Origin of the sequence: Methanooceanicella nereidis, from assembly GCF_021023085.1 — an archaeon.
Taxonomy (GTDB): domain Archaea; phylum Halobacteriota; class Methanocellia; order Methanocellales; family Methanocellaceae; genus Methanooceanicella; species Methanooceanicella nereidis.
The window spans coordinates 21,259-39,282 of record NZ_PGCK01000011.1; the positions used below are offsets into that span (position 1 = coordinate 21,259).

At 43.9% G+C, this 18,024-nt stretch carries 15 protein-coding genes and 2 tRNA genes; 12 read left to right on the forward strand and 5 right to left on the reverse strand.

The genetic code is table 11. The features are described from left to right. Nucleotides 1–114 precede the first annotated feature (114 nt). The 5 genes from CUJ83_RS12420 (at nucleotide 115) to CUJ83_RS12440 (ending at nucleotide 5,023) form a co-directional block, all read left to right on the forward strand. On the forward strand, nucleotides 115–1,719 hold the full coding sequence (locus CUJ83_RS12420) for a helicase HerA domain-containing protein (RefSeq protein WP_230742643.1): 1,605 nt from the start codon (nucleotides 115–117) through the stop codon (nucleotides 1,717–1,719). Between the two features lies 1 nt (nucleotide 1,720). Further along, nucleotides 1,721–2,002, forward strand: a complete 282-nt coding sequence (locus tag CUJ83_RS12425) for a DUF357 domain-containing protein (RefSeq protein ID WP_230742644.1) — start codon at nucleotides 1,721–1,723, stop codon at nucleotides 2,000–2,002. 214 nt (nucleotides 2,003–2,216) lie between these two features. Beyond that, complete coding sequence (locus CUJ83_RS12430; RefSeq protein ID WP_230742645.1) at nucleotides 2,217–2,558, forward strand: DUF555 domain-containing protein; 342 nt, start codon at nucleotides 2,217–2,219, stop codon at nucleotides 2,556–2,558. Nucleotides 2,559–2,639: 81 nt separating this feature from the next. Further along, nucleotides 2,640–4,430 carry a DUF2070 family protein gene (locus tag CUJ83_RS12435; protein WP_230742646.1) on the forward strand — a complete coding sequence of 597 codons (1,791 nt, stop codon included), beginning with the start codon at nucleotides 2,640–2,642 and terminating at the stop codon, nucleotides 4,428–4,430. A 29-nt stretch (nucleotides 4,431–4,459) separates the two neighbouring features. Further along, entirely contained in the window at nucleotides 4,460–5,023 is a 564-nt protein-coding gene (locus tag CUJ83_RS12440) for a uracil-DNA glycosylase (protein WP_230742647.1), read from the forward strand. Here the strand turns inward: CUJ83_RS12440 and CUJ83_RS12445 are convergent. Beyond that, nucleotides 4,995–6,176, reverse strand: coding sequence for a mechanosensitive ion channel family protein (locus tag CUJ83_RS12445; RefSeq protein WP_230742648.1), 1,182 nt, complete (start codon nucleotides 6,174–6,176; stop codon nucleotides 4,995–4,997). The genes CUJ83_RS12440 and CUJ83_RS12445 overlap by 29 nt on opposite strands. A gap of 376 nt (nucleotides 6,177–6,552) precedes the next feature. Between CUJ83_RS12445 and CUJ83_RS12450 the strand changes: the two genes are divergently transcribed. Both CUJ83_RS12450 and CUJ83_RS12455 read left to right on the forward strand, forming a co-directional pair. Then, nucleotides 6,553–7,125, forward strand: coding sequence for a TetR/AcrR family transcriptional regulator (locus CUJ83_RS12450; RefSeq protein WP_230742649.1), 573 nt, complete (start codon nucleotides 6,553–6,555; stop codon nucleotides 7,123–7,125). 117 nt (nucleotides 7,126–7,242) lie between these two features. Then, nucleotides 7,243–8,232: a 4Fe-4S dicluster domain-containing protein gene (locus CUJ83_RS12455; RefSeq protein WP_230742650.1), complete on the forward strand. Its 990-nt coding sequence runs from the start codon at nucleotides 7,243–7,245 to the stop codon at nucleotides 8,230–8,232. Nucleotides 8,233–8,328: 96 nt separating this feature from the next. On the opposite strand, the gene CUJ83_RS12460 is transcribed toward CUJ83_RS12455, so the two are convergent. After that, nucleotides 8,329–8,429, reverse strand: a tRNA-Gln gene (locus CUJ83_RS12460). Nucleotides 8,430–8,579: 150 nt separating this feature from the next. Next, nucleotides 8,580–8,656, reverse strand: a tRNA-Val gene (locus CUJ83_RS12465). A 212-nt stretch (nucleotides 8,657–8,868) separates the two neighbouring features. Between CUJ83_RS12465 and CUJ83_RS12470 the strand changes: the two genes are divergently transcribed. The 5 genes from CUJ83_RS12470 (at nucleotide 8,869) to CUJ83_RS15945 (ending at nucleotide 16,550) form a co-directional block, all read left to right on the forward strand. Further along, the gene (locus CUJ83_RS12470; protein ID WP_230742651.1) at nucleotides 8,869–9,960 is read left to right on the forward strand and encodes a ribonuclease H-like domain-containing protein; all 1,092 of its coding nucleotides are present in this window, start codon (nucleotides 8,869–8,871) and stop codon (nucleotides 9,958–9,960) included. Beyond that, nucleotides 9,947–12,190 (forward strand): DEAD/DEAH box helicase, encoded by a 2,244-nt coding sequence (locus CUJ83_RS12475; RefSeq protein WP_230742652.1) that lies wholly within the window; start codon nucleotides 9,947–9,949, stop codon nucleotides 12,188–12,190. Before CUJ83_RS12470 ends, CUJ83_RS12475 begins: the two co-directional genes overlap by 14 nt. 71 nt (nucleotides 12,191–12,261) lie before the next feature. Further along, a complete protein-coding gene (locus CUJ83_RS12480; RefSeq protein ID WP_230742653.1) occupies nucleotides 12,262–13,302 on the forward strand; it encodes a tetratricopeptide repeat protein in 1,041 nt (346 codons plus the stop codon). Between the two features lie 24 nt (nucleotides 13,303–13,326). After that, nucleotides 13,327–14,304 (forward strand): WD40 repeat domain-containing protein, encoded by a 978-nt coding sequence (locus tag CUJ83_RS12485; RefSeq protein WP_230742654.1) that lies wholly within the window; start codon nucleotides 13,327–13,329, stop codon nucleotides 14,302–14,304. A gap of 119 nt (nucleotides 14,305–14,423) precedes the next feature. After that, nucleotides 14,424–16,550, forward strand: coding sequence for a MutS-related protein (locus CUJ83_RS15945; protein WP_230742655.1), 2,127 nt, complete (start codon nucleotides 14,424–14,426; stop codon nucleotides 16,548–16,550). Between the two features lie 56 nt (nucleotides 16,551–16,606). Here CUJ83_RS15945 and CUJ83_RS12495 read toward each other — a convergent pair whose 3' ends face one another. After that, nucleotides 16,607–16,846 carry a hypothetical protein gene (locus CUJ83_RS12495; RefSeq protein WP_230742656.1) on the reverse strand — a complete coding sequence of 80 codons (240 nt, stop codon included), beginning with the start codon at nucleotides 16,844–16,846 and terminating at the stop codon, nucleotides 16,607–16,609. Nucleotides 16,847–17,084: 238 nt separating this feature from the next. Continuing rightward, nucleotides 17,085–17,993 (reverse strand): DMT family transporter, encoded by a 909-nt coding sequence (locus CUJ83_RS12500; RefSeq protein ID WP_230742657.1) that lies wholly within the window; start codon nucleotides 17,991–17,993, stop codon nucleotides 17,085–17,087. Nucleotides 17,994–18,024: the final 31 nt, after the last annotated feature.

Consider the following 18,024-nt stretch of genomic DNA (forward strand, 5'->3'; position numbering starts at 1 on the left):
TAATTAGTTTGGCTCAAGTATCGTTTAGATGTTCATTGTTCGTCCAGTATAAAAAGTTAAATAAAATGGGCTCGAATTCAGTATGGTATTGAAGGGTAGGGGAAGGCATAGTAAATGAAAGGCTCGGTAGGAATAATTTTCGGAGAGACCGGGTCCCACGAATTTAAGTTCTTAGTTAGTAACCCGGCCGAGGTTAAGCGAACAGACTATGTAAAGGTCTGGCACGCCACCGACGGATGGGTATTGGGACAGGTCTTAACTATGACACATACGTCAGACCTTTATGGTCTGGAGACTGTGGCAAATCCAGGTAACACACGCGTCAGCCGCGGGAATGATAAGATAGTGGCTAAGGCCACAGTTATCGGTGTAAGGGACGATCAAGGGCTTTTACGCACTCCTAAGACACCTTTTTGCCCCGGGGATAAGGTGTTCATCGCAGATGAGGAGCTGATCATAAATATTCTGGGATTATCCAGCGGAGGTGCCTATCTTGGCTTGCTGGATGGCACCGAGATACCGGTCATGGTCGACCGTAATAAAATGGTACAAAAACACTGCAGCATACTTGCGATGACAGGAAGCGGTAAGTCTTACACAGCTGCCGTAATAATGGAAGAGATGCTTGAAAAAGGCGTGCCGCTATTGATAATCGACCCGCACGGGGAATACTCCACGCTTAGATATGCGAATGACGATGCGGATATCGATACGCTGGGCGACAGGTTTGACGTCGACTCATATGGATATGATAATATAACTGTATATACTCCGGGAAATTTAGATCTATGCGAATATGCTGATAAGGTATTGAGGCTTAACGGCAAGAACCTTAAGCCAAAAGATATCATCGACTACATTCCGGGAGACCTGAATAATACTGAAATAGGGCTCATCTACGAAGCGGTGAACGAGATCGTTAACGACCGTAAAGATTACACTATAGCCGATGTGATGAGGGAGATCAGATCTTTAAAGAGCAATACGAAATGGGGCGTCGTGAATAAAATCGAGCCGCTTGCAACTTCCGAGTTTTTATCAGACCGGCCGACACCCCTTACAGAGCTATTCGTAAAAGGAAGGGCGAGCATAATCGACATGAAGGGGATACATCCTGATGTCCAGCAGATAATTGTGGCAAAATTATTATCCGGCCTGTTTGAAGCGAGAAAACAGGGCCTTGTGCCTCCTGGTATAATCGTTGTAGAGGAGGCGCATAATTTCTGCCCTGAAAAAGGCTTCCTTAAGACGACGAGCAGCGAAGTGCTAAGGACGATAGCCTCGGAAGGCAGAAAGTTCGGTATCGGCCTCATGATCATTTCACAGAGGCCTGCAAAGGTGGATAAGAATGTCCTCTCCCAGTGCAGCACTCAGATAATAATGCGCGTGACCAACCCCAATGACCTGAAGGCAATAACAAAAAGCCTGGAGGGCATGACATCGGAACTCGAAGAAGAGATCAAGAGACTTCCGCCGGGTGTGGCTCTAATAGTCAGCCCGGACATATCGCGCCCTGTGCTGGTAGAGATAAGGGTCAGGAGAAGTAAGCATGGCGGCGGCTCCGAGGATGTATCGCCTGACGATGAGCCTGACTTCGAGGTCGAGGATGAACTGGAGCCTGAAGTGAAGGCGCCCATTAATATGAGGCGGGAAGAAACGCCGGAAACAAGGAAAGGTTTTACTGAAAGCCTGTTCCAAAAAGTGTTCGGGAGAAGATAAAATGGCTGCAGACCTAAAAGAAAAGACAGATCGCTATAAGGGGCTATTACGCGCCGCACTGGACGACGTCAGGATATCAGCGTCCGACGGATCGTTCATGGAGAAAGTCGCTAATGACTATCTTAACCTGGCAAATTGCTATTATGACGACGGTGTCCATTTTATTGAAGACGGCGATCTCGTTAATGCGCTGGTATGCTTTAGCTATGGGCATGCCTGGCTCGACGCGGGCGTCCGCCTCGGCGTATTCAGCGTAACGAAAAAAGACCTTTTCGCCGCCTAAAACGGGTCTTCGCAAAGATTAAATATGACAATGAATATGTAAGAGTCTCGAAAGTTGCATAGTGGATCAATAAAATTAACGCTAAGAAAAATTTTATACCAATAATGTCGTTTTAGGATATGTAACGACATATTAACAGCGCTTATCTGTTTTCTAGTAGGCGAGACTGGTATTATGCACAGGAATTAGATTCTAAAACAGCGAGGAGATATAAATGGTTGATTATAAGGTTGTCGTAGAGGCTGCCTGGATCGTCAGGGACGTGGAATCTGTGGACGACGCGATGAGCGTGGCGATATCCGAGGCAGGTAAAAGGCTTAACCCGAAAATGGATTACGTTGAGGTAGAGGTAGGCGCTACTTTTTGCCCTTTTTGTGGCGAACCGTTCGATAGCGTGTTCGTAGTCGCGAATACAGGCATAGTCGGCTTATTGCTGGAGATGAAAGTATTTAACGCTGAAAATAAAGAACATGCTGAGAGAATTGCCAAGAAAGAGATCGGCAAGGCTCTGAAAGATGTTCCGTTAAAGGTCATTGATATTACTGAGATAGTATAACCGAGGAGCGATCCGGCCACGGCTACCGAGAACATACCACGGATACCTATCGGCGACAGGATGTCCATATACCTGGATAAAATGCCTAGGTTGAGGAGAAGAAAGGGTAAAGGCAGGAACATGGAGGAACAGCTAGCGAGCTATGCCGACTACCTGTTCGAGGCTCCTGACTTTAAGGTATCCATCGCCGCGATAGTACTTTTATCGGTGATCGTGGGAGCTACCGCATTTACGAACGGCCTCAAAGAGGATATTATCGCGGGCATGATCCTGCTGGGCGTTCCTGCCATGCTGGCCGCACTGTTGACCAGCCCTCTTTCTAATATCTTTGGGAATAATGTTACATTTAACAGGTCAGCTCTGATGGCGCTGTTCTCGCTCGTCATAATCTCACTGGTAAGCGAGATAGCCGGCATCATATCTTACTTCACAAACACTCATTACCTGTTCACAGGCTTTATACTGGCGTTATCCCTGGTATTCGCATTAAGGATGATGATACTCCTGGGCATTTCAGTTAATAGCCTGCCAAAAGTTATAATACCGGCATCGCTTCAGACGTTGTTCGGCGGATTATGCCTGTTTTATTACATTAAGACCCCGGAGATATACCTGGACCTTATAGTATCCAGCATCATATTCGTTACCGCTGCCTTTGTGTTTGTAAGGTATGTGGACTATCCGATGGTAAAATCGTTCGGGGTAAGCAGCTTCGATTTCATACAGGATTTCATAGCTCATCTTACGGACGGCTCTCCGGACATGGAAGAGTTCTTTGAGAAGATCGGGGAGTCTATCGATGCGCCTGTTAGCGTTGTCAGCTTTAAAAAGCCGGACGGAAGTATAAAAGCGCTGATTGTGACACCTTATGTTCACCCCGGGCCGATGGGAGAGATAGGCGGAGGAAATCTGCCTGCGATAGTGTCCCGCGTGTTAAGCTCGTGCCAGGAAGGACTTGTATTCGTGCCTCATGGTACTGCGTACCATGATTTTAATCTTGTGACCGCGGAAGAATCTGAAAAGATTATCAGCGCTGCAAAGATAGCGCTTCAAAGGATGGAATATAGCGACAGTGCCACTAAGTCGTTAAGGGTCGAGTGTGGAAATACTAAGATACTCGGGCAAAGGCTAAATGATTCCGTATTCCTCGTTTCGACACAGGCGCCGACTTCTACGGAAGACATCGAGTTCTCCGTGGGCTTTACGGCAATGGCAGAGAGCAGGGTCGCCGGGGCTAAATATGCCACGATCATTGACGCTCATAACTGTACCGAGCCGTTCGCGACAGCAATAGAGCCGGGCACTCGCGATTCATACAATATCATAAGGGCTACTGCTAACGCTTCCAAACAGCTATTATCGATGGAGTCCGGGCCGATTAAGCTCGGAGTAGCCAGCTCGCCACCTATATGCACAAGGCTGGAAGGAATGGGCGATCTCGGCATACGCGTCGCCATAATAGAAGTTCTCGGCCAGAGGACGGCATATATTGTCATCGATGGCAATAACATGATAACCGGGCTGAGGGAAAGGATCATAGAAAAGCTTCCCGTCGACGATGCTGAAGTTATGACCACAGATACACATGTTGTCAATACTCTTTCAGGCGCGAATTACGTCGGCCAAAAATTGGATTGCGACCATCTTATATCCACTATAGAGAACCTTGTGGACAAAGCCATAAACGACCTTGAGCCCGTGAGCGTAGGTATGGACATCGAGATAGCCGAGGACGTCAGGGTATTCGGTTCTCACAAGATCGCAAAGCTGGCCAGCACGGCAAATGCAATGGTCGCTATGTCCGGAGCGTTCGCCGCTGCAGTGATAATCGCAGCGTTATCTCTGACATTGCTGGTATTCATCCTCTTTTAATTATCACAGGCATCCTGTAGGGTGATAGAATGGATGAGATGGTGGAAATACTGAACAAGATAGACGACGTGCTTAACTGTCAAAGATGCGAACTTGCGAGATCACGCACTAACGTCGTCGTCGGAGACGGCCCTATAGATGCCGAGATAATGATCATCGGCGAAGCCCCCGGCAGGAACGAGGATAAGCATGGAAAGCCCTTTGTAGGCTCGGCAGGTAAGATATTGAACGAAGTCCTTGAAAAGAACGGGATAAAGCGGGAAAAAGTGTATATCACGAATATCGTTAAATGCAGGCCGCCGAAAAACCGCGCCCCGAAGGCCGGCGAGGTTGAAGCATGTCATCCTTATCTTAAAAAACAAATTGAGATCATATCGCCGAAGCTTATCGTATTGCTGGGAAAAACCGCCGGGGAGACTTTTCTTGACAGGTCCGTCTCATTGGGCGATGAGCACGGTAAAATATTCGAGCATAACGGCATCCCGGTACTGTTAGCCTATCATCCGGCCGCTATAATCTATAACAGGAAACTCAAAGACTCATTGATAGAAGATATGAAAAAGGTCAGCGAACTGATCTGTTCTTCTCTATGACCTCGACCGTCAATTCGGTATTCTTTTCCGACTGTTTACCCAGCTGTACCGTGGTGATGGGGTATGGTATCTCTATGCCTTCAGTTTCGAATCTTTTTAGGGTTTCCCTATAGATCTTATCGGGCACCTCGTAAAGAAGCCGGTAATCATTGACCCATACATGTAATATTATGTTGACGCGGAAATCGCCCAGTCCGGATACATATGCTTTTGGCGGCTTTTCCTTCAGGACACCCGGGGTCTTGCTTGCGACATCGATAAGTATCCTCGTCGCCTTTTCTACGTCTGCGTCGTAGGATATCCCTACGTTAAGCTTGAAACGGATGACAGTGTCGGGCTGTGAATAATTGATTATCCTTGATTTGGATATCATTGAATTCGGGACTATGATTATTTTGTCTTCTAGTGTTTTGACCCTCGTGCTCCTTAACCCTATTTCTATCACGTCGCCTTCTTCCGTGTCGGTTATTTGTATCCTGTCCCCTACCTTATAGGGCCTGTCCGTAAGTATGGCCAGAGCCCCGAAAAGGTTTGAAAGGAGTTCCTGTGCCGCTATCGCGACGGCGACACCTGCTACACCCAGGCTGGCTATAAGGGGCGTGATCTCGACGCCGAATTGTCCGAGCGCCATAAGTCCGGCAATTATGAATATGACCGCACCGGTCACCTTATTCAAGAATGGCATTAATGCGTCGTCCAGGTCCGAATCGGTATGCGGCGCAACGTCAGTCTTATACCAGTTTATTATAGCGTTTACCAGATTGGCGACAAGATATGCCCCTATGAACAATAACGCTAAAAACAGTAGCGAATCAAGGGTATTATACAAGGATGGCGTTATTCCGTTCAATGTCTGAATCGCCACATAAGCGCCAAGCACAAAAATGAATAATTGAAGCGGGCCGTTAACGGCTTTGATGATCTCGTCGTCGAGTGTTGTATTTGTATGTGATACGACCTTGGGGCCGATGACCGAAACGAACAGTTTGGCTAGTTTGGCAAGACCGTACGATAATATAATGATGGTGATAGCAAGAATAATGTCGATTATTGCATGATCCATGCCGGTCATTCCGACCAGGCTGGTCTCTATATTATTGATGAGTTCAGTTTTATTGAACCCTAAAAGAGAATCTATGCCGTTAGCGCTCATTCTGATTTTTAATGGATATTTATGTATTTAAACTTGATGTAGTCAATAAACCGTTATAAAATCAGTCTGAATAATATGTTCCTGACTGTATATCATAGATCTATAGTCTTTTATGATTTTTGATAAATTATTCCGGTTCATATTAAAAGAATACCATACGGGAAAATATATGTATTCATAATAACAATAGTTAGTACTCACTAACATTATATATGCCAAAATACCAAAATATGATGTTTTTAGAGAATCCGCATGCAAACAAAGATACGGTCCATTACCGGACTATGTTCTATCCTGATAAAAAATATAAATGGAACTTAAAGAAAATTCTGACTTAGTGAACATATTTAGGAATATTGTTGTCGGAGTGTTTAGAATGAGTAAAGAAATGACCCGAGAGGGTATATTAGTGGCTGCCCTGGAACTTTTCTCAAACAAGGGCTATTCGAGCGTCACTACCAAAGACATCGCAGAGAGGGCTTGTATTAGTGAGATGACCCTTTTCAGGCATTTTAAGACCAAACGGGATATTTTTAAAACTCTTCTGGAAGGAATGCTGTTTCCTCCAGCAATAAAAAGATTTGAAATGGATCAATTCACATGGGATCTTAAGAAAGACCTTACGATGATGAGTAATATTCTAAAGGATGTCATATCGAAGAACCGCAAGATAATCAAGATGAATATGAAGGATATCGACGGCCTTTCTGAGAATGATGACAGCTTTATGAGTTTTCCTGAAAACCTGAGGAATATTCTGATTAAATACTTTGATGAATATAACCGGAAGAATAACGGGACAAATGATCCGAAACTACTGGCTGCTACTTTCTTATCGTTCCTTTTCGGCCTCAATATGAACTATTTCATAGTGAACGCCTTTACGACCGATATCGGCTATGAAGAAGTATCGAGCTTGTTTATTGAGATGTTCATTTCAAAGGTATGAGGGCTTAGTTATGATGTTGATCAAAATTTTTCATATTAGTAAAATTTTAGATGCCTATAATATCCATATTCAGCGGTAAGGTAGACTAAAAGACTTACGAGAAAGTAGGTGATTAAAATGAAGATGAGCAGTATTTTCGGATTAATAAAGAGAATATCCGGGAACAATGATGTAAATGGAATTGACTCGTTGTTAGAGAAATATGATGCTACATTGTATGAGAACAGTGCAAATCCTATAGTATCAGGTATTCACTCAAAGAAGCGGCATACATTCATGAATGAAAAAATGATGATGCTGAATATACCCTTATCAAAATTAATGAGATTATTGCAGGCATTGATAAAAGTGCAGCTTTCTTTTAGAAAAGCCATCGATTATGCCAGGAGTCAAACGAATTCAAATAAAACAGAGGTAGATGGATCGTTCCAAAAAACGCTGGAGAATAAGGCAAAGAATTGGGGCGCTCTCGACATTGCATATATCCGCATTCCTGATGAATTTATATTCAAAGGAAAATCCATTCCCTATAAAAATGCGATAGTCATAACAGGAGAAATGGATAAAGAAAACATATTGACCGCGCCGAGCGTAGATTGCATGATAGAAGTACAGAAGACATATGGCAATACCGGAGTCATAGTCAATAAGATCACTAAGTTTTTAAGAAGTAACGGCTATAATGCGGTCCCCTGCCATTCACTTGGCGGCGTCGTTGATTATCCTGCACTGGCTCAAAGAGCGGGCATGGGTGCTCTTGGAAGGCATGGGTTATTAATATCAAAGGCAAACGGCGCATCACAGCGAATAGCTGTTGTGTTCACAGATATTGAAAACTTCCAGAACACGCCTGGAGAGGATTACTCGTGGGTAGAGGAATATTGCACAACATGCGGAAGATGCATAAAAAACTGTAAGGTCGGAGCTATCTACGAGAAAAAGGTCATTGATGAGTCCGGGCAATATACGACGACGGACGGCGATAAATGTCTGGAATATTTCAGCACTCATTATGGCTGCAGCATATGTATCAAAGTCTGCCCGTTCACAAAAGCAGGATACGATAAATTGAAAAAGGCATATCAGAGGGCAAAATACAATACTTAGTCGATTGTTCAGTTCAATGTTGCCTTATCGGAGTACTCGAAAATTTGATTTCACTACTCTTTCTTTTAGCCTGGTATTACTTTAAAATAAATAACATAGTCCCGTCCGGATTCGAACCGGAGTCGCCGGATGTCTTCTTCCAGGGTATTACCCTGAAATCCAAAGTCCAGCAGGATTGACCACTACCCCACGGGACTGTCTTGTTCCTGCTATTATAGATCCTGTTCAACAGGTGACTGGAATCGTTTTATACTAATCCTGCTTATTTATAGTTTTTCCACAAATGGTTATAATAGTATCCAAAGTATCGATTGAACGATCGGTTAAAGTTCATAATAAAGAGTCACTGGTGGGCCCGATGAGATTCGAACTCATGACCTCCGCCATGTCAAGGCGACGTCATAACCGGCTAGACCACGGGCCCAACTTGTTGTGCGCACTATACTATACTGCTATCCAATATTAAGGTTTCCCTCGAAACTACATTTTCGACTCGCCTCTAAGCGGTATTATGTATATTTCTTATATTATAGGCATGTCTTTTATTCGCATTGCTGAGACTTGATTCGAATAGATTCAGAACACCCACGGGAAAAAGTTTTAAAACATTGCACTCTAAAACCACAATGATATCAATTGAAGGACAGGGAAAGGCTGGATGTCATCGCCGGAAGGCTGAGGTCCAGAGAGGACGGCTGGAAAGAGTATGATGTACTGCCAGGTGAGGAACAGCCTTCTCTAAAAGAGAATTTCATGCCTTCATGGATATATGACGATGATTACCGCGACGGCATAAGGGTCAAGAAAAAATATCTTGAAAAATTTGACGGGATCAAACTCGAAGATGCGATAAGCGGGGAGATCCTCTGTTCAGAGCAAGGTGACTGTTTTATCATTAAAAATCTTTACGATTTTAAGCCTTTCAGGATAGATAAAGAACTTGCACGAAAGCGTATCCTGTCGAATCTTCAACTACTACGGGGAATAGGCTTTGAGAATGAGGGAAAGCTGAAAGCCGGAGGATATTGCAGCATTGAAGATCTGCTGCATCATTCAAAATGGAAAGAGCAGGCAAAAAGATTTATCGAGATGCTGGATTCGGGCGATGCTCTTGTTATTCAGGAAGAGATGTGCCACTGGCTGCCCAGGTCACATCCTTTGAACCTATACGTATCCGCTTTTACCGGAAAAGACTGCATAAAGGCTTTCGATATAGAGACGATGGGTTTGTTCTCAAGGCCCATCATTCTTTTCGGAGCTGCCTGTATCGAAGGCGATCAGCTATGTATCGTACAGTATCTTGCCAGGAACATAGAGGAAGAGCCTGCGGCATTAAGCTCTTTCTGCTCGCTCATAGGATCCGACCCGCTCCTGTCCTATAACGGACGTTCATTCGATGTACCTTATATCAACCAGAGAAGGTGGTATTATGATATTGGGGATGATATCAGGAACACGCATTTCGATATGCTGCCGTTCGCCAGGAGGGCGTTTAAAGGCACGCTTCCCGATACATGCTTGAAGACCGTGGAGAAGTATTTATTCGGTCACGAGAGAATGGACGATGTCCCGGGAGCGCTGGTCCCGGAGTTTTACGAGGAATATCTTAAGACAGGCAACCCCGGTCCGCTGGTCCCCATAATAGAACATAACAAGCAGGACCTGCTAATGCTTATGAAAATATTTTCAAGCTTTTGTGAAGACGAGTGTAAAGATGAGCGCTGTTGAGGAATTTATAAGGGATATCAAGATCTCGGATGACTATGAAGGTCAGATAATCCATATAGAAGAGATCGACCCAAAAGAACCGCAATTCGATGACGTCAACCATATTTTAAATGAAAGGCTAAGGGAGTATCTTGACTCCCACGGTATAAGGCTCTATTCACACCAGGCTAAAGCGATAGACCTGGCGCTTGAAGGCAATAACGTCATAATCACGACCCCGACAGCTTCCGGTAAGACGCTAGCGTTCAATGTCCCTGTATTTGAGACATTGTTGAACGATAAAAAAGCTACGGCATTATATCTCTATCCTATGAAAGCCCTTTCTAACGACCAGCTCAAGACGCTTATTTCCATGGATTCTGAGCTGGGCACTAAGGCAATGCCGGCAGTCTATGACGGTGATACTCCCCAATCCTCCAGAGCAGGTATCAGGGATACGTCCCGCATTATCATCAGCAACCCTTACGCCATTCATAAATATCTTCCATGGCATGACCGATGGAGGCGTTTTTTCTCAAACCTAAAATATGTCATTATCGACGAGGCTCATATGTACAGAGGCGTCTTTGGGTCGAACGTCGCGATGTTACTCAGGAGGCTCAGGCGTATCCTTAAAAGATACGGCTCTGATCCTGTATTCATATTATCCTCGGCGACGATCTCAAATCCAGTGGAGCTTTCTAATAAATTGACCGGCAAGGATTTTGTAGCGGTCTCAAAAGACGGCTCCGGCAGAGGAAAAAAATATTTCATGCTATGGAACCCGCCGCTGATAGGGGATAAAAGGGCATCGACACACCAGGAAACAGTTGGGCTCTTCGTCAAGCAGCTCCATCATGGGCTTCATACTTTGTGTTTCGCTCCCTCAAGGCGTATGGCCGAGCTGATATCCCGGTGGGCGAGAGAGTATGATAACGGGATATACCGGAATTACATAACGCCATACAGGGCAGGATATCTTCCCGAGGACAGGCGAAAGATCGAGAACGACCTAAAAGAGGAGAGGCTTAAAGGTGTCACGTCGACGAATGCGCTAGAGGTCGGCATAGACATCGGCTCACTTGATTCGGTCATAATATCGGGCTATCCGGGCACGCGCATATCGACATGGCAGCAGGCAGGAAGGGCGGGAAGAGGCACTTCCGATGCGCTGATCACCATGGTGGCTTTCGAGAACCCTCTTGACCAATACTATATGAAGCACCCGGATAAATTTTTCAGTGCCCGAAACGAGGAGGCTATCATCGATCTTCATAATCCATACATACTTATGGGACATTTGATGTGCGCTTCTGCAGAGATGCCGCTTACGGCAAACGACTCAATGTATTTCGGAGATGTAGGGGAGATACTGGATGCCATGTCCTCAGCAGGAATATTGCGAAAGACGCCAAGAGGTTTCGTATATGGCGGCTCAAAGAGCCCGTCTGAAATTGTCGATCTACAGAATATTTCCAGCCATTCGGTAAAGGTACTTTGCGATGGCCGTCTGATAGAGACTATGGAATTTTCCAGGGCCTGTTCGGATGCGCATACGGGGGCCGTTCTGTTACATCAGGGGGACTCCTATCTCATTGACGAGCTGGACATCAGGCAGGGCATAGCTAAAGCCGTCAGACAGGAAGTAGATTATTATACTGAGGCATTGAAGCTTTCCGATGTTGCGATCAAGAACGAAAGGCAAAGTAAGATCGTGAACGGTATTGACGTCCATGTGGGCGAAGTCACGGTGACGGAGCAATATTACGAGTACGCGGTCAAGCGCTATGAAAAATTAGTCGGATATTACCCGCTTGACCTGCCGCCGCAGGTATTCGAGTCCGTAGCAATGTGGTTTACATTACCCCATAAGTTACATGATACTCTTTTAAATGAAGGAAAGGACTTCAACGGCGGTATACATGCAGTAGAGCATGCGATGATCGCGATGACACCTATGTATGCCTTATGCGACAGGTGGGACATTGGAGGTCTTTCAACCCCGGAGCACGCAGATACAGGTAAGCCTACGATCTTCATCTATGACGCATACGAAGGCGGGATAGGGATAGCTGAAAAATGTTATGAGATATTCCCTGAACTGACCAACGCTACCATCGATCTGATAAGGGATTGCGAATGCAAGGACGGATGCCCTTCATGCATATATTCTCCAAAATGCGGCAATAAGAACCAGCCCCTTGATAAAATCGTGGCCATGGAGATATTAAAGGCCATGACCTTGAATTAAGGCACATTTGCTACTTAATTAAATACTAACTTTTATTATATATTGATTTATTATTATATAATTGTGGTAATATGCCCGGCAGCGTTGACGAGGAAATAAACGAGTTAAAGAAAATTCTGGAAAGCGATCCGAATAATGTAGATGCACATATCAGGCTGGCGATCGATTATGGTATAAAAGGCCAGTATGACGATTCCATAAAAGAGTTCTCTGAAGCGATTAGGCTGGATCCCGATAATGCTGATGCTCATTTTAACCTTGGTCTCACTCTTGACATGAATGACCGGATGGATGAAGCTATAGAAGAATATAAAAAGGCTAAGAGCCTGGATCCTGAACATATCGGGGCAAGGCTCAACCTCGCGAACGCATATGTGATCAAAGGATTGCTTGATGACGCGTTGCCTGAATTTTCCGAGCTTTTAAAGATAAAGGACGATATTCCCGAGGCATATGTGAGCTTTGGTATCGCGCTATATTATGCCGGCTATCCTGACGACTCTATAGAAGTATATAAAAAAGCAATAGAGATAGATCCCGATTTTTATGAGGCGCATATTCTTCTGGCAGGAATCCATGCCGAAAGAGATGAGCTGGACAATGCGATAAAAGAATATAACCAGGCTATCAGGTGTCAGCCGGAAAGTTATGAGCCATATTATAACCTTGGCGTTGTCTATGCGCATAAAGGGGAAATGAATGAAGCTATCGAACAGTATCGCCTGGCCATAGATCATGACCCCGGATCACTTGAAGCCCATTATAATCTCGGCACTCTTCTGCTGGGGAAAAATGAGCTGGAGGATGCGATAAAAGAGTTTAAGACGGCTATCTGGCTTGATAGTGCTTTTCCGGATGCGCATAATAAGCTCGGCATAGCTTATCACAGGCTCGGCATGCTTGATAAATCGATAGAAGAGTTCAACGAGGCGATAAAGTTAGCGCCTGAATATGAGATCGCCTATAATAATCTTGGTATGGTCTATTTTGATATGGGAAGGTATGACAAGGCTATAGTTAATTTTGAAAAAGCACTTGACATAGACTCTAAATTTTTAGATGCACAGAATAATCTGAAGATCGCGCTCGATAAGAAAAGACTGGAAGAGTAATGATATTTTAGGGAGGTCCTGATCATGAGAAACCTGAACGATCATCTCAAAAAAACATTTTGTCCCGGCTTAACTGATACAGATGGTGCCGGCATAGAAAAAAATGGCATGACTCTAAAATGGAGAAAAGACCTTTACGGCCACACAGATCATATATTTACCGTGGCGATCTCGCCTGATAATAAATTCGCTCTTTCGGCCGGGGAAGACAGGACAGTAAGATACTGGGACCTGGAAAAAGAAGAAAGTGTAAAGATCTTTGAAGGTCATGGATGGATAGTCAACTCAGTTGTATTTTCCTCTGATGGAAACATTGCAGTATCGGGAAGTGATGACAGGACTTTAAGGATATGGGACCTAAAGATGAAAGTAAGGAAACATATCCTGGAAACTGGCGAAGGGCCTATTACAAGTGTCGCATTATCTTCGGATGATAACTTTACTCTTTGCGGCACAAGGGACCATTTGTTGGACTATCATGATATCAGGACCGGGGAGCTATTACATGTTCTCAAAGGCCATAAGAACACTGTAAGCTCTGTCGCGTTCACGTCAGACGGTAAGATCGGCCTTTCTGCAAGCTGGGATAAGAGTATACGTATATGGGACCTTGAAAAAGGTAAGTATTTACGCTCTATTGAGGGGCATGACGGCTATATTTACTGCATGGCACTTTCGAATGACTGTAAACATATCCTTACTGGCAGCGGCGATAAGACTTTAAAATTATGGGACTTTGAGACAGGTAAATGTTTACGGACATATAACGGCCATGTAGGAAGAATAAAAGGTGTTGCTTTATCTCAGGATGGAAAGCTGGCTTTATCAGCAAGCCAGGACTGTACTGTCCGCTTATGGGATGTAGAGACCGGTGAATGCCTGGCCATAACAGAGCTTCATAAAGATGAGGTCAACTGTGTTGCAATATCCCCCGATGGCACTTTAGCTATAAGCGGAGGGAATGATAATACGGTAAGGCTCTGGGATATAGTAAAAACCTGACCAATAAATATTTCTGTTTTATCAATATTTTCTTGGACAGCAATATCAATTAACTATGGTGCTTATTACTTTCAGCCTGCTTGCTAAGGCTTTAATAGTAATATGACAAATTTAAGCTAGTGAACGGCGGACTTACGGAACTACCCGGTATAGGGGAAAAAATATCATCAAAGCTCATCAGTCATTTTGGTTCAGAACAAAAAGCGCTTGAGGTATTAATAAAGCGTGATGTAGCAAGCCTGGCCGAAGTACCGGGCATCAGCGAAAAATATGCTATCTCTATTATCCATGAGATGATATCGTCCGAAGAAGGAGTATCTCCGGATGATTTTTTAAAGACAAATGAAGCAATGAACGTATATGAAAGGCTTATAGGGCTTATAAGGTCCTACTCCCATACTACATATTCGCGTTCAAAGCTGAGCACCTATTTCCCGTATCCGTCCAGAAATTCCGATTCCATAAGATCCATACAGTCTGATATAAAAAAATATATTGAGCTAGCGCAAAAGATCTCAAGGTCAAAGAATGACGAGCTTGATACCTGTTTAAAACGGGTGAGGAATCTAAAAGCGCCATCAAATGTGACAAAATCCCGTGACAGGGTGATAGTAGCAGATAATAAAAAAGATTTTGAGACACTCAAAAACAACGATATTGACCATTATCTGGATATTTCCCACGTTGATAATTTTCATGAGCTTATCGATCTTGCAAGAGGCTACTCCCAGACTCTGGTACTTGGTAATAAATTCACAGCTAACGACCTGCCAGAGGATGTCAGCATAGAGTTCGTCGATGATGCCAAAGATATCTGGTGGCTTGTACCGGAGGTCACCATAGGGTTTTTCGCCGCGAACAAAGAGCCTGTAGAATCGGCACTTGAAGTCATAAAGCTGATCAGGTCGAGGTCCGGTTTCGAGCTTTGCACTTATTTAAACGACCAGGCTATGGCCGAGCTATCCGGAGAGCTTTCAATGATCACGCCTGACGGTGAGCTTGTATTAGGTGTGGACCAGGAGCTTGATCGGCTTAAGGATATTTTAAAACGTTTTAACGATGTATTGAAGTCCGTATTAAAAAAGGCCAATAACGACCTTAGCGAGCGTATGGAAAAGAGCACGGTGACTCTGAAAGGCTCTCAGCTTTTAGGGATGTTCGGTGAAAAGGGCGCAGACAGCGGCTTGAAGAACATGCTTGAAAAAGAAGTGAACAAGGCATACGCGGAAGTTATCGGAGAATCGAAAGAGACGATAAAAAAAGAGCTTTCGTTAAGATCATTTGAGATGCAGCACGTCGACCTCATGTTTAACGACGAGGTCGTATATCCGATCGAGATCAATTACCGGGGCGTAGAAAGCTTCAAGAACGCCATAAATAAACAGCTGGTGAGCCGCAGCCTGGAAATGAAAAGATCAAGCGCTAAAAAGTTATCTAAATATGAAAAGACCTGTAAGGATGTCGTCAAAGATATGCTTGAGTTCGATATGTACTATGCTATAGGGCTTTTTTCAGTAGATTATGAATTAAGAATGCCAAAACTGACGAAAAAAGCTGGTATCAATCTTCAGAATGCCCGAAATATATTCATTGGCGGCCCTTCGGCAAAGAAAGTTGAACCTGTAAATTATAGCGTCGGAGTAAAGAATCCCGAGACAAAAGCCGAAAAAGTAGTGATATTGAGCGGTGTTAATTCGGGCGGTAAGACTACTATGCTTGATCTTATAGCTCAGGTAACGATACTGGCGCACATGGGCTTCCCGGTACCGGCGGAATCAGCTGAAATAGGGCTTGTAGATGAGCTATTGTACTTCAGTAAGTCAAAAGGCACGCTTAGCGCAGGTGCGTTCGAGACTACCATAAAGGATTTTTCCACAGTAATATCGAAAAACAGCAAGGTAGTGCTCGTTGACGAGCTTGAATCCATTACGGAGCCAGGCGCATCCGCGAGGATCATTGCGGGAATACTTGAGACCCTTCATGATAATGATAATTGTATGGCTGTTTTCGTAAGCCACCTGGCCGAGCAGATACTTAAGAACACAAAATACCCGATACGTATAGACGGTATCGAAGCAAAAGGGCTGGATGCGAACCTGAACCTTATAGTGGACAGGACTCCTCGCTATAACTACCTGGCAAAAAGCACGCCGGAGTTAATAGTCGAGAGACTGACCAAACTATCGGACGGTGAAAAGAAAGAATTCTATACAAGGCTGCTCAACAAATTTAAGCAGAATAATTAGCATTTTACTACTTTTCATTTAAAATAAAAAAGGGAGTTAAACTCCCTTATATTGTATTACCACCAGAGGCCGCCCCAGCCAAGGCCATATCCCAGGCCGCATGTGCCAAGGCCGCATCCGCCCCAGCCAAGGCCGCATGATCCGAGGCCGCATCCGAGGCCCCATCCGCCCCAGCCAAGGCCGCCCCAGCCAAGGCCGCCCCAGCCCAGACCGCCGCCCCACCAGGCTGATGCGGGGAGCATTGTCAATGCGGTACCGACAACCGCTGTTCCTGCTGCTAGTAGTTTTTTAAACATGTTATTAATCCTCCTTTCGATAATACGATAGTTGAATGTGAATTTCAATATTATTCGTGCATTTAGTGAAATATATATTATTAAGATTATAATTGATATAAAAGCTGATAAATGGATATGAATTTTGGTTTATTGAAAAATAATGAGCTTAATTGATTTTTTACGCTTAATTTATCCTTGAATTATCCGGTAAATATCTGTTAAGCTAAAAATACTATTGTTTACCTGTTTCAATATCTTATTTTTTCTCTGCAATATACATACCTGTGAGCACCAGCAAACCGCCTATACCTGATAATACTGTCATTGTCTCATTCAGCACGATCATTGCCATTATTATTGTCGATAACGGCACGAGATAGATGTATAGCGCGACACGTGAAGCACCTATTTTTTCAAGCGCAGTATTGTATACTATATATGCTACGATCGAACAGAACAGGGCAAGGAAAAGGATAGCCGCAATTGCATCCATCGGTATCTCCATAATATTCATATGGGGCGTCATAAAATAGAATGGGACCAGGCCTATGGTGCCTAATATGAAAGTATAGTTAAGTATGGTCAGCGGGTGATATTTTGAGGATATCTTTTTCCCGCTTATGGAATATACAGCCCACATGGCTGCACAGATTATAATAAGGATATCACCCAGAAGATGTCCGCCAAGATCAAATGCCATCTCGCCTTTTGAGACAAGTAGCGCGACGCCTAAAAAGCCTATTATCGCTCCTGACAATTTTCTTAACGTCATTTTTTCATCAAGTAACATCGTGCTTAATATCATTATGAAAAATACAGACGAATTGATCAATAGTGAACAGTTAGTAGCTGTAGTATAGTTTTGAGCCGAGACCTGTAATATATATTGAACGGTAACACCGGTAATGGCCAGTAAAATGAATGTCATGTAGTCTTTTTTATCTATCTTGAATATCTCTTTACCTTTCAGGAAATAGGAAACGATAGCTAAAACCGGTGCGGCGATAAAAAACCTTATCGATGCCAGCTCTATAGAGTTTATAGACTTTAATGCTATGGCATTAGCGATAAACGATGCTCCCCAGAAAATGTTAATGGATACGAGCGCGATTATCATTAGAACATCATAATTATTATTTTCGTTTTTTATGTCCATACTGAACATATCCACGTGATAATACGTGTAATGATATTAT

What these genes read in the sequence shown, in the direction of transcription:
- CUJ83_RS12420 (WP_230742643.1), top strand. Translation starts at nt 115, where the DNA reads ATGAAAGGCTCGGTAGGAATAATTTTCGGAGAGACCGGGTCCCACGAA.
- CUJ83_RS12425 (WP_230742644.1), top strand. Translation starts at nt 1,721, where the DNA reads ATGGCTGCAGACCTAAAAGAAAAGACAGATCGCTATAAGGGGCTATTA.
- CUJ83_RS12430 (WP_230742645.1), top strand. Translation starts at nt 2,217, where the DNA reads ATGGTTGATTATAAGGTTGTCGTAGAGGCTGCCTGGATCGTCAGGGAC.
- CUJ83_RS12435 (WP_230742646.1), top strand. Translation starts at nt 2,640, where the DNA reads ATGCCTAGGTTGAGGAGAAGAAAGGGTAAAGGCAGGAACATGGAGGAA.
- CUJ83_RS12440 (WP_230742647.1), top strand. Translation starts at nt 4,460, where the DNA reads ATGGATGAGATGGTGGAAATACTGAACAAGATAGACGACGTGCTTAAC.
- CUJ83_RS12445 (WP_230742648.1), bottom strand. Translation starts at nt 6,176, where the DNA reads ATGAGCGCTAACGGCATAGATTCTCTTTTAGGGTTCAATAAAACTGAA.
- CUJ83_RS12450 (WP_230742649.1), top strand. Translation starts at nt 6,553, where the DNA reads ATGAGTAAAGAAATGACCCGAGAGGGTATATTAGTGGCTGCCCTGGAA.
- CUJ83_RS12455 (WP_230742650.1), top strand. Translation starts at nt 7,243, where the DNA reads ATGAAGATGAGCAGTATTTTCGGATTAATAAAGAGAATATCCGGGAAC.
- CUJ83_RS12475 (WP_230742652.1), top strand. Translation starts at nt 9,947, where the DNA reads ATGAGCGCTGTTGAGGAATTTATAAGGGATATCAAGATCTCGGATGAC.
- CUJ83_RS12480 (WP_230742653.1), top strand. Translation starts at nt 12,262, where the DNA reads ATGCCCGGCAGCGTTGACGAGGAAATAAACGAGTTAAAGAAAATTCTG.
- CUJ83_RS12485 (WP_230742654.1), top strand. Translation starts at nt 13,327, where the DNA reads ATGAGAAACCTGAACGATCATCTCAAAAAAACATTTTGTCCCGGCTTA.
- CUJ83_RS12495 (WP_230742656.1), bottom strand. Translation starts at nt 16,846, where the DNA reads ATGTTTAAAAAACTACTAGCAGCAGGAACAGCGGTTGTCGGTACCGCA.
- CUJ83_RS12500 (WP_230742657.1), bottom strand. Translation starts at nt 17,993, where the DNA reads ATGTTCAGTATGGACATAAAAAACGAAAATAATAATTATGATGTTCTA.